We start from the raw sequence: 12979 nt of genomic DNA on the forward strand, positions 1-12979 counted from the left end.
CGCCTATGTCAACATTCATTCTTGCTTTTGACCAGGGAACCACCAGTTCCCGCGCCATTGTTTTCAATAAGAAAAGCGAAGTAGTAGCCGTTGCGCAAAAAGAGTTCACACAAATATTTCCGCAGGCAGGATGGGTAGAGCACGATGCTGCGGAGATATGGTACACACAGTTATCGGTAGCAACGGAGGCGGTGCTCAAGGCCGGGCTCACGTTGCGCGATATTGCAGCCATTGGCATTACCAACCAGCGCGAAACAACGGTGGTATGGAATCGCAAGACCGGCGAGCCTGTTTACAATGCCATTGTGTGGCAGGATAAACGTACCGCTGCTTATTGCGATGTGTTGCGGGCTGCGGGTAAACACGTATCTATACAAGAGCGCACGGGGCTGATACTCGACGCGTATTTTTCTGCTACGAAACTGAAATGGATACTGGATCATGTAGAAGGTGCAAGAGAGCAGGCGATGAGAGGCGAGTTGTGTTTTGGCACCATTGATTCCTGGCTTATCTGGAAGCTCACCAATGGTAAAGTGCATGCAACGGATATGAGCAATGCATCGCGTACCATGTTGTTCAATATTCATACGTTGGAATGGGATCCCTGGCTGCTGGACCTGTTCGATATCCCGGCATCGGTATTGCCCGAAGTGCGTTCGAGCAGTGAAGTGTTTGGCCATACACAGGAAGTGTTGACGGGCGCGAATATTCCTATTGCAGGTGTGGCGGGTGATCAGCAGTCGGCCTTATTCGGACAAATGTGTTTGCATCCCGGCATGGTAAAGAATACTTACGGCACAGGATGCTTTATGCTCATGAATACGGGCACGAAACCTATCGCTTCAAAAAACAACCTCGTTACTACCATTGCCTGGAAAATCAATGGCACGGTGCATTATGCATTGGAGGGAAGTGTGTTCATTGCCGGCGCTGTGGTGCAATGGTTGCGCGATGGATTAGGCATTATTAAAACATCGGCCGATATAGAAGCGCTCGCTAATTCAGTAGCTGATAACGGCGGTGTATATATGGTTCCTGCGTTCGCAGGACTGGGGGCGCCTTACTGGAACCAGCACGCCAAAGGCACGATTGTAGGGATTACCAGGGGTACTACGGCAGGTCATATCGGAAGAGCGGCCGTAGAGAGTATCGCTTATCAAACCATGGATGTGCTCGCTGCTATGGAAGCGGATGCCGGTGTAAAGATCAGCGAGCTGCGGGTAGACGGAGGCGCTACGGTGAACAACCAGTTGTTGCAATTCCAGAGTGATCTGTTGCGCACTACAGTTGTACGCCCTGTGATTACTGAGACCACAGCATTAGGAGCAGCTTATCTTGCAGGACTTGCCGTGCAATACTGGAACAGCATGGAAGAGATGGAAAAATACTGGCAGATGGACCGCACTTTTCATCCGCAAATGGCAGACGAAGAAGCGCAAAAAAAAGCAGCCGGATGGAAACAAGCAGTGAATGCAACGGCTTCCTATGTAACACACGATTAACAGCTTTATTTCTTTAACCCTATAATGATTTTATCTATGTCGATTTTCTTATCTGAAATAGCGGGAACGGCCATGCTGGTCCTTTTAGGCTGCGGTGTGGTGGCCAATGTGGTACTCAATCAAACCAAAGGAAACAGCAGTGGATGGATTGTGATTGCATTGGGTTGGGGTGTGGCTGTATTCGTAGGTGTTTTTGTTGCCGCCAAAGGAAGTGGTGCGCACCTGAACCCGGCTGTAACGCTTGCATTTGCCTGGTTGCATAAAATAGAATGGTCGCAAGTGCCTGTTTATATTGCAGGCCAGTTCCTGGGTGCTATGATTGGCGCTACGCTGGTATGGTTGTCGTACTACAAGCATTTTGGTGCAACAGACAATGCAGCGGCTAAACTGGGTGTTTTTTGTAATTCGCCTGCCATACCCAACACAACGGCCAACCTTGCAACGGAGATCATCGGCACTTTTGCGCTGGTGTTCGCTGTGCTGTATATGGCCGCACCTGCTGCAAGTTTAGGTGCATTGGATGCATTGCCCGTAGGATTGGTGGTATTGGGCATCGGTCTCAGTTTGGGTGGCCCTACAGGCTATGCCATTAATCCTGCCAGGGATATGGGGCCGCGTATTATGCATGCGTTGCTGCCCATTCCCAACAAAGGAAACAGTGGGTGGAGCTATAGTTGGATTCCGGTAGTGGGGCCTGTTGTTGGAGGACTGCTGGCGGCTATTGTGTTTGATATGTTACAGTGATCTGCATCTTAATTTTAGAATAGCGCTTATTTGCAGCGTAATAAAAAGCCCATAGAGCTTACGTTCTATGGGCTTTTCGCTTCAAGATTATATAAGGTCTACTTTTTTACAGTTGCTTGATCATAATATTCCTGAACCACACATCACCGCCATGATCTTGTAAAGCGATATGACCTTTGAAGACTTTGGCAAAGTCGGGCATGTTTTTGAACTTACTGCCAGCTATCATTTGTCTCCAGTTGTCATCGCCGTAAGTGGTAGATACAACGGTTACGCCGTTCAAAATAAAATCGAGCTTCCCTTTGTTGCTGATGATCTCAGCTGTATTCCACTCGCCAACAGCTTTTACCACGCCTTCTTTTCCGGCGATCAGGTCGTACAGGTTACCGGCGCGGTGTTTATTGATCTTTCCGTCGGGATGGCCGTCGTTGTCGAGTACCTGCATTTCAGGACCGGTATTCCATACATATTTGTATTTGGAAGGATCGTCCTGTACCCAGAAGATAACGCCACTGTTGCCATTTTTTGAAATCTTCCAATCGAGCTTCAGGTGAAAATTTTCGTACTCACCATCGGTTACCAGGTCGCCGCCGGTTTTGCTTTGCCAGTCGGCCTTATCTTTTTTAGATGCATCGAGGTATAAAGCCCCATCTGTTACTTTCCAGGCTTCTCCCGCGGTAGTCTTACCGTAAGAATGCCAGCCTTTGGTTGTTTTTCCATCGAACAATGAAACCCAGCCTTTCTTTTTTACTACGGCAGTGGTGTTTTCATAGGTGTGATTGTTGACAGTGCCATTGAAAAGTACGGCAGCGGCAATCAAACTACCTGCAATAAGATGATGCATGGTTTATTATTTTTTGAGTAATAAAATGTATTTGATGATCTGTTGTGCATCGGCTTCGCTCAATTGCGGATGCGGCGTCATGGGAACAGTACCCCATACACCTTGCCCGCCTTTGATTACTTTACTAGCCAGCATGCTGATGTTGGCATCTGTGTTTTCATACTTGGCGGCTACATCTTTATAAGCGGGTCCGATGTTTTTTTCACTCACTTTATGACAAGTGAGGCAGTCATTCTTAGCTACCAGTTCCAGTCCTTTTTGATAATCGGGATTAGCACTGAGATCGGTTGTTGCTGCCGGAGCGGCGGCTGTTGTTGCAGTAGTTTTCTCTTCTTTTTTTGCATCATTACCTCCGCAGGCGGTCATCACTGCTGCCAGCACTGCAAAGGCTACATAATACTTTTTCATAAAGTTCACTTTGTCGGTTATCGATTAAATGATTATTCGGCAAGTTATTGATCTATTCCTAAAATGCGGCGGTTAAAATTTTCATCTGCGCCTCTTCCTGCAAAATCATCGAATGCCTTGTCGGTAACACGAATGATATTTTGTTTGATGAAGGGCGCGCCTTCGGCCGCGCCGGCTTCCGGGTGTTTGAGCGCACATTCCCATTCCATAACGGCCCATCCTTTATAATCATAAGCTGCCAGCTTGCTGAAGATCGATTTGAAATCAACCTGTCCGTCGCCCAACGAACGGAAGCGCCCGGCCCTGTTCACCCATCCCTGGTAGCCGCCATACACGCCTTGTTTGGCGGTGGGGTTGAACTCAGCATCTTTTACATGGAACATTTTAATCCGTTCGTGGTAATGGTCTATATAACCCAGGTAATCGATGCACTGCAATGCCAGGTGTGAAGGGTCGTATAAGAGACAAGCTCGCGAATGTTCGTTAACTTTTTCAAGGAACATTTCATAGCTCACACCATCGTGCAGGTCTTCGCCGGGATGGACTTCATAACAGAGGTCCACACCATGTTCATCGAATACCTGTAAGATAGGCAACCAGCGTTTGGCCAGTTCTGTAAAGCCCGTCTCTACCAGTCCGGCCGGCCGCTGGGGCCAGGGATACACGGTATGCCATAACAATGCCCCACTAAATGTGGCATGTGCATTCAACCCCAGGTTTTGTGACGCTTTGGCTGCGTATTTCAGTTGCTGAACAGCCCATTCGGTACGTGCTTTGGCGTTGTTGCGCACAGCTTCGGGAGCAAAACTGTCGAATAACTCATTGTAAGCCGGATGCACGGCAACCAATTGTCCCTGCAGGTGCGTAGACAGTTCAGTTATTTCTAATCCGGCTGCTTTCACAATGCCTTTTATTTCGTCGGCATAAGTCTTGCTCTCTGCCGCACGTTGCAGGTCTATACAGCGGCTGTCCCAGGTAGGGATCTGCACACCGGTATAACCCAATGATGCCGCCCATTTGCAGATAGAATCCAAAGAATTGAAAGGTGCTTGATCACCCAGGAATTGTGCAAGGAATATTCCCGGGCCTTTGATGGTGGTCATGAATGAATATTGTGTTTATTGGTTTTTTAAGATCCGAATTTTGTCCATTTCAGTTCCGATTGCGCAGAAGCCACTACGGAATCAATGAATGTCATACCGCGGATACCGTCTGCTACTGAAGGGAAGTCGAGCATCTCTTTGGTAGGTGTGCCACCATTTAATTTGGTTGACAGTGTGAGCGCAAAATTGCGGTAGATATTACCGAATGCCTCCAGGTATCCTTCGGGGTGTCCGCCCGGCGTGCGGCAATTGTGCGTGGCATAACTGGATAAACGATCGGTATAGTTACCGCCTGCGCGGAGGATCTCTGTGGGTTTGTGCAACCATTTTGCCAACAGTGTATTGGGTTCCTGTTGCGCCCATTCGAGGCCGCCATTTTCTCCGTATACACGAATTTTCAATGCATTCTCTTCTCCTGCCGCTACCTGGGAGGCCATCAATACACCCCTGGCGCCGTTATTGAATTTCAGTAATACGTTACCATCGTCGTCGAGGGCACGTCCTTCTACCATGATATTCAGATCGGCACAGAGATCGGTGATCTGCAGTCCGGTTACATATTCGGCGAGATGCGCGGCATGTGTGCCGATATCTCCCATGCTGCCGCTCTTACCCGAACGTTTGGGATCTGTGCGCCAGGCGGCCTGGGCATTTCCTTCGCGTTCAGATAATTTGCTCAGCCATCCCTGCGGATACTCCACCCATACTTTTCTGATCTTACCCAGTTGTCCTTCTGCTACCATGGCACGGGCCTGTTTTACCATCGGGTAACCGGAATAGGTATGGGTGAGGCAAAGGGTCAGGCCGGTTTCATCTAGTTTCTTTTTCAGTTGCAGTGCTTCGTCGAGCGTGAAAGTGATGGGCTTTTCCAATACCACATTGAATCCATGATCGAGCGCCATCATTGCAGGAGCAAAGTGCGCAAAATTGGGGGTAACGATCGTAACAAAATCCATTCGCTTATCTGCGGGCAGCTCACTTTCTTTTTTGATCATTTCTTCGAAAGTGAGGTAAATACGGTCCTCCGGCAGGAATAAAGATTTTCCTGAATCCTTTGCGATCTCAGGGTTAATACTTAATGCACCGCATACCAATTCAATAAGGCCATCCATATTGGCTGCAATACGGTGAATGGCGCCGATAAAGGCATCTTTGCCTCCGCCAACCATTCCCATTCGTAGTTTTCGATTCATTTGTTTTGCTTTTGCTTGCTGTAAAACTGGTAAAAAAAATTTGAAACAAGTGTATTTTTTACACTGAGTTTGAAAATAAAAATCTACATTTAGCTGCTTTTTAAATAACCCTCAACGATGACGCAAGCCATTCCCCAACGTAATCAACTTTTTGTAGCGAGTTGCCTCGCTTTATTGGTAACCTCTCTTTCTTTTGGTATTCGCGCCGGTATTTTAAGCAGACTTGGCGTACAATTCGAGCTCAACGCAGCACAGCTCGGCTCTATCGCTGCTACCGCCTTCTGGGGCTTTCCGCTGGCAGTAGTGATCGGTGGTTTTGTAGTAGATGTGATTGGCATGAAACGGCTGCTGCTTGTTGCTTTTGTGTTTCATTTAGTAGGTATCCTGCTTACCATTTTTGCAGGCGGATACTGGACACTTTTTATATCCACTTTGTGTATAGGTATTGCCAACGGTACCGTGGAAGCGGCCTGTAACCCCCTGGTGGCAACCATCTTCTCCGATAACAAAACCACCAAGCTGAACCATTTCCATCTTTGGTTTCCCGGCGGTATTGTAATTGGCACTCTGCTGGTATTTCTTCTTGATAAAATGAATATCGGCTGGCAGGTGCAGGTAGGGTTGATGATCATCCCCACACTGATCTACGGATTCCTTTTCAGCAAACTGAATTTTCCGGTAACAGAACGTGTAGCACAAGGTATTTCTACCGGTGACATGTATAAGGCCCTGCTCAATCCATTATTTATACTGATGATCGTTCTCATGTTCGGTACAGCTATTACCGAATTGTTCACCGGCCAATGGATAGATGTATTGTTGAAGAACGTATCGGACAACGCTATTTTGTTGCTGACTATTGAAACAGGTGTAATGGTGGTAGGCCGCGGTTTGGCCGAACCTGTGGTACACCGGTTTTCTCCGCAGGGCGTGTTATTGATGTCAGCGATCTTGTCGGCCCTGGGATTGTATTTATTGGGCCACAGTACAGGTAATATGTTATTCGTTGGCGCACTGGTGTTTGGAATGGGTGTTTGTTATTTCTGGCCCACCATGCTGGGATTTGTTTCAGAAAACCTGCCCAGGACCGGAGCGGTGGGATTGAACCTGATGGGGGGCGCCGGTATGTTTGCCGTATCGGTGTATATGATGTTCATGGGCGGACGTTACGATGAATTGCTGGCTTCCAAACTTCCTGCCGGTGCCAGTCTGAAAAGTTATATGGACGCGGCCGCGGGAACCGAGATGGCTACTGCTTTGGCAGAGGCTAAAAAAGCGGCCGGACCGGAAATACTGAACACAACCCTGCTCATTCCTGTTATTCTAACTGTTGCATTTGCAGGACTGCTCATTTATATGCGCAGAAAAAAGCAACCTGCATTGGCTTAATCATTAACTATTTCTTTTATAAAATTATCCATGGCTACAGATCAAAACAGGCGGAAAGCGATCAAGCATATTTTAGCGGGATCCGCTGTCGTTGCAGCGGGGCCGGCGCTTTCGGCATTCACTCCGGCAGAAAAAAAGGAAAAAGATAGTATGACATCATTAAAAGGGAACATCAACCATTCTGTTTGCCGCTGGTGTTACGGCGGTATTGAACTGAATGAACTGGCCGCGGCAGCAAAAGAAATAGGATTGGTTGGCATAGACCTTGTGGGACCCAAAGACTGGGCAACACTAAAAAAATACGACCTGATCTCTACCATGTGTAACGGCGCTGAGATCAGCCTTACCAAAGGATGGAACGATAAGCAATACCACGGCACGCTTATTAAGAATTATACCGAACATATTGAACTGGTGGCGCAGGCAGGATATACCAACCTGATTTGCTTCAGCGGCAGCCGTAACGGAATGGATGATGAAACAGGGCTGAAGAATTGTACCGAAGGATTGAAACAGATCATCGGGCTGGCCGAAAAGAAAGGCGTGACCATACAGATGGAATTGTTGAACAGCAAAGTGGACCATAAAGATTATATGTGCGACAGAACACACTGGGGTGTGGAATTGTGCAAACGCATCGGATCGCCCAACTTCAAGTTATTGTACGATATCTATCATATGCAAATTGATGAAGGCGATGTGATTCGCACCATCCGTGATCACCACCAATACTTAGGTCATTATCATACAGGAGGTGTACCAGGCAGGCATGAAATAGATGAATCACAGGAATTGTATTATCCTGCCATCATGAGAGCGATTGTAGGTGTAGGCCACAAAGGATATGTAGCACAGGAGTTCATCCCCGCTGCAGCCGATAAGCTGGGTTCTTTAAGGGCGGCCATCAAAATCTGCGATGTATAAGCTTTGTCTATCTAAACTGCGTAACTATATAAAGCATCATTAAATTTAAAACAATGTCCGATCAAAATTACGATGCCATCGTCGTTGGTTCAGGAATCAGCGGCGGATGGGCTGCCAAAGAGCTTACTGAAAAAGGACTTAAGGTGCTGATGTTGGAGAGAGGCCGCAACATCGAGCACATCAAAGACTATGTCAATGCCAACAAAGAGGCATGGGATTACCCGCACCGCGGCCGGAGAACACAGCAGATGGAGAAAGACTATCCTGTGCTCAAACGTGATTATCCTTTGAATGAAACCAATCTCGATTATTGGGTGAATGACAAGGAGAGCCCCTATACAGAGATCAAGCGGTTCGACTGGTTCCGCGGTTATCATGTGGGCGGCCGTTCACTGATGTGGGGGCGCCAGAGCTATCGCTGGAGCGATTTCGATTTTGAGGCCAATGCCAAAGACGGTATTGCTGTTGATTGGCCTGTTCGTTACAAAGAGATCGCACCCTGGTACGATTACGCAGAGAAATTTGCGGGAATCAGCGGTAGCAGGGATGGTCTTGCACAATTGCCCGATGGCCAGTTCATGCCGGCGATGGAAATGAACTGTGTGGAGAAAGATGTTTCGGCCAGGGTGAAAGACTATTATAAAGGCCAGCGCGCTATGATCATTGGCCGTACTGCTAATATTACAGTACCGCATGAAGGTAGAACCAACTGCCAGTTCAGGAACAAATGCTGGCTGGGTTGTCCGTTCGGCGGTTATTTCAGTACACAGTCTGCCACACTGCCCGCCGCTATGAAAACGGGCAGGTTAACACTCCGTCCCTGGTCTATCGTTACCAAGATACTGTACGATAAGGACAAGAAAAGGGCTACCGGAGTAGAAGTACTTGATGCAGAAACCAACAAGACTTATGTATTCAACTCGAAGATCGTTTTCCTGAATGCTTCTACCTTGAATTCAGCCTGGGTACTGATGAACTCTGCCACCGATGTATGGCCCGACGGATTGGGCAGCAGCAGCGGAGAGCTGGGTCACAACCTGATGGACCATCACCTGGGCGTGGGTGCAGGCGGACATGTAGACGGATACGAAGACAAATATTATTTCGGTCGCCGTGCCAACGGTATTTACATACCCCGTTACCGCAACCTGTTTGGTGATAAGCGCGATTACCTGCGAGGCTTCGGTTACCAGGGAGGCGCCAGCCGCCAGGGTTATGGCCGCGAGATCGCTGAACTGAGTATCGGTGGTGCATACAAAGATGCGCTGACCGAACCGGGTCCCTGGTCAATGGGTATCGGCGGCTTCGGTGAGATATTGCCTTACCACGAAAACAAAGTGACGCTGGACAAAACCAAGAAAGACAAATGGGGTCTGAATGTACTGGCCATCGATTGCGAATTGAAAGAGAATGAGCTGAAGATGCGCAAAGACATGCTGCAGGACGCCATTGAAATGCTGGAAGCAGCCGGTGTGAAAGACGTGAAAGGACGTGATGGCGATGGTACTCCCGGACGTGGTATCCATGAAATGGGTACTGCACGTATGGGCGCCGATCCGAAGACATCCGTATTGAATAAATACAACCAGGTTTGGGATGCGCCCAACGTGTATGTAACGGATGGTTCTTTCATGGTTTCCGCAGCTTGTGTGAACCCATCACTGACCTACATGGCCTTTACTGCCAGGGCAGTAGATCATGCCGTATCTGAATTGAAAAAACAGAATCTATAACGATCAACTAAAAACATTAAGCAATGAACAGAAGAGAAGCCATATCCAGTGTAGCATTACTGCTAGGAGGCACCATCCTCGGTGCGGAAGCTTTTTTGTCGGGCTGTAAAACCAAAAGCACAACAGAAGCAGGCGCCGTTAGTTTCTCTGCAGATGATGTGAGTTTTCTGAATGAAGTAGCCGAGACCATTCTTCCTGCTACCAGCACACCCGGCGCCAAAGCCGCTAAAGTGGGCGATTTCATGACAGTTATCGTAAGGGATTGTTATGAGCCCAAAGACCAGACGACTTTCATGGAAGGCCTGAAGAAGCTGGATGAAGCGAGCAGGAAAATGAACAGCAAATCTTTCATGGAAAGCACGCCCGAACAACGCCACAACCTTTTGGTAGCGCTGGACAAAGAACAGAAAGATTACCAGAAGAGCAAGAAGAAAGAAGATCCTACCCACTATTTCCGTATGATGAAAGAACTGACCCTCTGGGGTTACTTCACATCGGAAATAGGCGCCAAACAAGCTTTGCGCTATGTGGCCGTTCCCGGTAAATACGAAGGCTGTATTCCTTATAAGAAAGGGGATAAGGCTTGGGCAACCTAGTTAATTCGGCAATTTGACAATTAGGTAATTCGACAATGCGGATTGTTCGGATCTGGAATTATTAACTCTTAAATCAATAGTATGTCATCGTCTAGCAGGCGGGATTTTTTAAGGGGCGGCGCATTTGCTGCACTGGGATTGGCACTGCCATTCAAAGGAAAATCTTCTTTGATCGAAAGTTTTGCCGCTTCCAAAAAGCTGAATGCATTCGGCCTTCAGCTGTGGACCGTAAAAGAAGACATGGCCCGGGATGCGAAAGACACTTTGAAAAAAGTGGCTTCTTACGGTTACAAACAAATAGAAAGCTTCGAAGGCAAGAGCGGTATGTTTTGGGGAATGAGTAATAAAGATTTTAAAAAATACCTGGATGGTTTGGGTACGCGCATCATTTCTTCTCATTGCAATATCTCGACAGACTTTGAAAAAAAGGCTGCTGAAGCGGCAGAGATCGGTATGAAATACCTGATCTGTCCGTATAAAGGACCGCAGAAGAGCATCGACCAATTCAAAAAATTTGCCGATGAGTTCAATAAAGCGGGTGAGATATGTAAAAAGAACGGCCTCCGTTTCGCTTACCACAACCACGATTATTCATTCAGGCCTGTAGAGGGTCAATTGCCGCAGGAAGTGATGATGAATAATACCGATAAAGACCTGGTAGATTTTGAAATGGATATTTACTGGGTAGTGGCTGCCGGCGAAAGCCCCGAAGCATGGTTTAAAAAGCATCCCAACCGTTTCCGTCTTTGTCATGTGAAAGATTATGCTAAAACAGCCAATGGACATGAATCTGTTCAATTGGGTAAGGGTACCATTGATTTTCACTCGATACTGAAAGTAGGTACTGCCAACGGATTGCGGAACTATATTGTAGAGCAGGAAGCTTTTACGGGAAGCAACCCGCTGGATAGCGCTGCGGCTGATGCGAAATACATGAAAGCGTTCGCCATTTAAATTAACGCGTTGTTTAAATAAAAGAGGCCGGTGATTAGATTACCGGCCTCTTCTTTTATGCATTACTAATGTTATACACCTAATGACCAGCCTTCCCTGTAACTTCTCTTCACAAACTGGTTGGCTTCGTCGAAATTGGTGATACGCATATTCGGACCATCCCACATCAACTTGATATAACGGCCGGGATAGGTGATATTCTCTCTTTCTTTACCGTTACCATCCACCTTTTTCTCTTTGTGTTGGATATCGTAACTGCGTATGGCCAGGTTACCCATCAATACGCTTTCGGTAAGCGGACCTGCGATATCGAAATGAGAACTGAGGTTGTTGGCTTTTTCACTGTTATAACCTGCAATAGCAGCTTCTACCCAGGCGGCATAGTGACCATTGTCTCCATTGGGCACACGCGCCAGCGTTTTCGGAACTTTTACCTGGTTGGTACGTGAGGTTGGTAACAGTTGTGGGTCTTTACCATAGGTAGCGCACATCATCTTGCCTTTGGTACCGATGAAGATGGCTCCATTACCGCCATCACCCATTACTTCATTGGGTCCTAATTCTGGCGGACGTTCGGGTTGTATACCACCATCCATCCAATGCAGTTTCACATCAGGTTTGCCCTTTTCTCCTTTGAATGTAAGGATGATATGAGATGATACAGGACCTGATTCGGGATAGAAAGCCTTTTTCCAGGGCTCTACATAACGGGTAGCCACGCTGCATTCTGCCGATACGGGATAGCCCAGGTTCAATACAGCGAAAGCAGGTGCCATAATATGACAAGCCATATCGCCGAGGGCGCCGGTACCGTAATCCCACCAGCCACGCCAGTTGAAAGGAACGAGCCCTTCTACATAATCTTTATAAGGAGCAGTGCCCTGCCAGAGGTTCCAGTCGAGCTCTTTGGGAATTGGCGGTTTCTGTGCAGACCAGGCAATACCCTGGGGCCAAACAGGTCTGTCGGTATAACAATAAATGGTGTGCACGTGGCCTAATAAGCCGGCATTGTACCATTCAACCAGTTGACGAACACCATCGCCCGAAGCGCCCTGGTTACCCATTTGCGTAACCACTTTGTAACGGTGGGCAGCTTCAGTGAGCTTGCGCGCTTCATAGATATCGTGTGTAAGCGGTTTTTGTACGTATACGTGCTTATTCAGTTGCATGGCAGCCATGGCAATCACGGCATGCATGTGGTCGGGTGTTGAAACGGATACAGCATCGACGTTTTTGCCCTCTTTTTCGAGCATCTCGCGGTAATCTTTGTAGATCTTCGCTTTGGGGTAGCGTTCGCGGCTTTTTTTGAATTGTCTTTCGTCTACATCGCAAAGGACGGCGATTTCAGCTTTTCCACTCTGGTAAAAATTCCAGAGGTCGCTTTCACCTTTACCGCCGGCGCCAACGCCGGCAATGATTAATTTGTCGCTGGGGGCGGTATAACCTGTTCCACCCAATACATGGCGGGGAAGAATGTAAAAGCCGGCCAGTGCAGTAGCGCTGTTACGCAGGAATTTTCTCCTGGAATCATTGGCGCTGCCATCCTGAGGTTTGTTGTTGGTTCTCTTTTTCATTTTGCTTTGTCGTTA

The 12979-nt window shown here is 47.7% G+C and carries 12 protein-coding genes; 7 read left to right on the plus strand and 5 right to left on the minus strand.

Features of this window, described 5'->3' with window-relative positions; genetic code table 11:
• The first annotated feature begins 5 nt into the window (after positions 1 to 5).
• Together glpK and SEDOR53_RS0104930 are read left to right on the plus strand one after the other, a co-directional pair.
• Positions 6 to 1502: a glycerol kinase GlpK gene (gene glpK / locus SEDOR53_RS0104925; protein ID WP_026768727.1), complete on the plus strand. Its 1497-nt coding sequence runs from the start codon at positions 6 to 8 to the stop codon at positions 1500 to 1502.
• Between the two features lie 36 nt (positions 1503 to 1538).
• Positions 1539 to 2246 carry an MIP/aquaporin family protein gene (locus SEDOR53_RS0104930; RefSeq protein WP_026768728.1) on the plus strand — a complete coding sequence of 236 codons (708 nt, stop codon included), beginning with the start codon at positions 1539 to 1541 and terminating at the stop codon, positions 2244 to 2246.
• A 106-nt stretch (positions 2247 to 2352) separates the two neighbouring features.
• Here SEDOR53_RS0104930 and SEDOR53_RS0104935 read toward each other — a convergent pair whose 3' ends face one another.
• Genes SEDOR53_RS0104935 through SEDOR53_RS0104950 form a run of 4 tightly spaced genes read right to left on the minus strand, consistent with a single transcriptional unit; the run spans position 2353 to position 5794 of the window.
• Complete coding sequence (locus SEDOR53_RS0104935; protein ID WP_026768729.1) at positions 2353 to 3090, minus strand: DUF1080 domain-containing protein; 738 nt, start codon at positions 3088 to 3090, stop codon at positions 2353 to 2355.
• A 6-nt stretch (positions 3091 to 3096) separates the two neighbouring features.
• Entirely contained in the window at positions 3097 to 3498 is a 402-nt protein-coding gene (locus SEDOR53_RS0104940; protein WP_026768730.1) for a c-type cytochrome, read from the minus strand.
• 44 nt (positions 3499 to 3542) lie between these two features.
• On the minus strand, positions 3543 to 4601 hold the full coding sequence (locus SEDOR53_RS0104945; RefSeq protein WP_026768731.1) for a sugar phosphate isomerase/epimerase: 1059 nt from the start codon (positions 4599 to 4601) through the stop codon (positions 3543 to 3545).
• Positions 4602 to 4627: 26 nt separating this feature from the next.
• On the minus strand, positions 4628 to 5794 hold the full coding sequence (locus tag SEDOR53_RS0104950; RefSeq protein WP_026768732.1) for a Gfo/Idh/MocA family protein: 1167 nt from the start codon (positions 5792 to 5794) through the stop codon (positions 4628 to 4630).
• A 117-nt stretch (positions 5795 to 5911) separates the two neighbouring features.
• Between SEDOR53_RS0104950 and SEDOR53_RS0104955 the strand changes: the two genes are divergently transcribed.
• The 5 genes from SEDOR53_RS0104955 to SEDOR53_RS0104975 all read left to right on the plus strand — a co-directional run bounded on the left by SEDOR53_RS0104955 (position 5912) and on the right by SEDOR53_RS0104975 (position 11390).
• Positions 5912 to 7183, plus strand: a complete 1272-nt coding sequence (locus SEDOR53_RS0104955; protein ID WP_026768733.1) for a sugar MFS transporter — start codon at positions 5912 to 5914, stop codon at positions 7181 to 7183.
• Positions 7184 to 7213: 30 nt separating this feature from the next.
• A complete protein-coding gene (locus SEDOR53_RS0104960) occupies positions 7214 to 8107 on the plus strand; it encodes a hydroxypyruvate isomerase family protein (protein WP_026768734.1) in 894 nt (297 codons plus the stop codon).
• Positions 8108 to 8160: 53 nt separating this feature from the next.
• Positions 8161 to 9840, plus strand: a complete 1680-nt coding sequence (locus SEDOR53_RS0104965) for a GMC oxidoreductase (protein ID WP_026768735.1) — start codon at positions 8161 to 8163, stop codon at positions 9838 to 9840.
• A gap of 23 nt (positions 9841 to 9863) precedes the next feature.
• Complete coding sequence (locus tag SEDOR53_RS0104970) at positions 9864 to 10436, plus strand: gluconate 2-dehydrogenase subunit 3 family protein (RefSeq protein ID WP_026768736.1); 573 nt, start codon at positions 9864 to 9866, stop codon at positions 10434 to 10436.
• An 81-nt stretch (positions 10437 to 10517) separates the two neighbouring features.
• Positions 10518 to 11390: a sugar phosphate isomerase/epimerase gene (locus SEDOR53_RS0104975; RefSeq protein ID WP_037360577.1), complete on the plus strand. Its 873-nt coding sequence runs from the start codon at positions 10518 to 10520 to the stop codon at positions 11388 to 11390.
• A 71-nt stretch (positions 11391 to 11461) separates the two neighbouring features.
• On the opposite strand, the gene SEDOR53_RS0104980 is transcribed toward SEDOR53_RS0104975, so the two are convergent.
• Positions 11462 to 12964 carry a Gfo/Idh/MocA family protein gene (locus SEDOR53_RS0104980; protein ID WP_026768738.1) on the minus strand — a complete coding sequence of 501 codons (1503 nt, stop codon included), beginning with the start codon at positions 12962 to 12964 and terminating at the stop codon, positions 11462 to 11464.
• Positions 12965 to 12979: the final 15 nt, after the last annotated feature.

Source organism: Asinibacterium sp. OR53, from assembly GCF_000515315.1.
GTDB lineage: Bacteria > Bacteroidota > Bacteroidia > Chitinophagales > Chitinophagaceae > Sediminibacterium.

Excerpts from the sequence above, each read along its gene's own strand:
- SEDOR53_RS0104945 (WP_026768731.1), bottom strand. The coding sequence starts at position 4,601 with ATGACCACCATCAAAGGCCCGGGAATATTCCTTGCACAATTCCTGGGT.
- glpK (WP_026768727.1), top strand. The coding sequence starts at position 6 with ATGTCAACATTCATTCTTGCTTTTGACCAGGGAACCACCAGTTCCCGC.
- SEDOR53_RS0104975 (WP_037360577.1), top strand. The coding sequence starts at position 10,518 with ATGTCATCGTCTAGCAGGCGGGATTTTTTAAGGGGCGGCGCATTTGCT.
- SEDOR53_RS0104950 (WP_026768732.1), bottom strand. The coding sequence starts at position 5,794 with ATGAATCGAAAACTACGAATGGGAATGGTTGGCGGAGGCAAAGATGCC.
- SEDOR53_RS0104955 (WP_026768733.1), top strand. The coding sequence starts at position 5,912 with ATGACGCAAGCCATTCCCCAACGTAATCAACTTTTTGTAGCGAGTTGC.
- SEDOR53_RS0104980 (WP_026768738.1), bottom strand. The coding sequence starts at position 12,964 with ATGAAAAAGAGAACCAACAACAAACCTCAGGATGGCAGCGCCAATGAT.
- SEDOR53_RS0104940 (WP_026768730.1), bottom strand. The coding sequence starts at position 3,498 with ATGAAAAAGTATTATGTAGCCTTTGCAGTGCTGGCAGCAGTGATGACC.
- SEDOR53_RS0104930 (WP_026768728.1), top strand. The coding sequence starts at position 1,539 with ATGTCGATTTTCTTATCTGAAATAGCGGGAACGGCCATGCTGGTCCTT.
- SEDOR53_RS0104960 (WP_026768734.1), top strand. The coding sequence starts at position 7,214 with ATGGCTACAGATCAAAACAGGCGGAAAGCGATCAAGCATATTTTAGCG.
- SEDOR53_RS0104970 (WP_026768736.1), top strand. The coding sequence starts at position 9,864 with ATGAACAGAAGAGAAGCCATATCCAGTGTAGCATTACTGCTAGGAGGC.
- SEDOR53_RS0104965 (WP_026768735.1), top strand. The coding sequence starts at position 8,161 with ATGTCCGATCAAAATTACGATGCCATCGTCGTTGGTTCAGGAATCAGC.
- SEDOR53_RS0104935 (WP_026768729.1), bottom strand. The coding sequence starts at position 3,090 with ATGCATCATCTTATTGCAGGTAGTTTGATTGCCGCTGCCGTACTTTTC.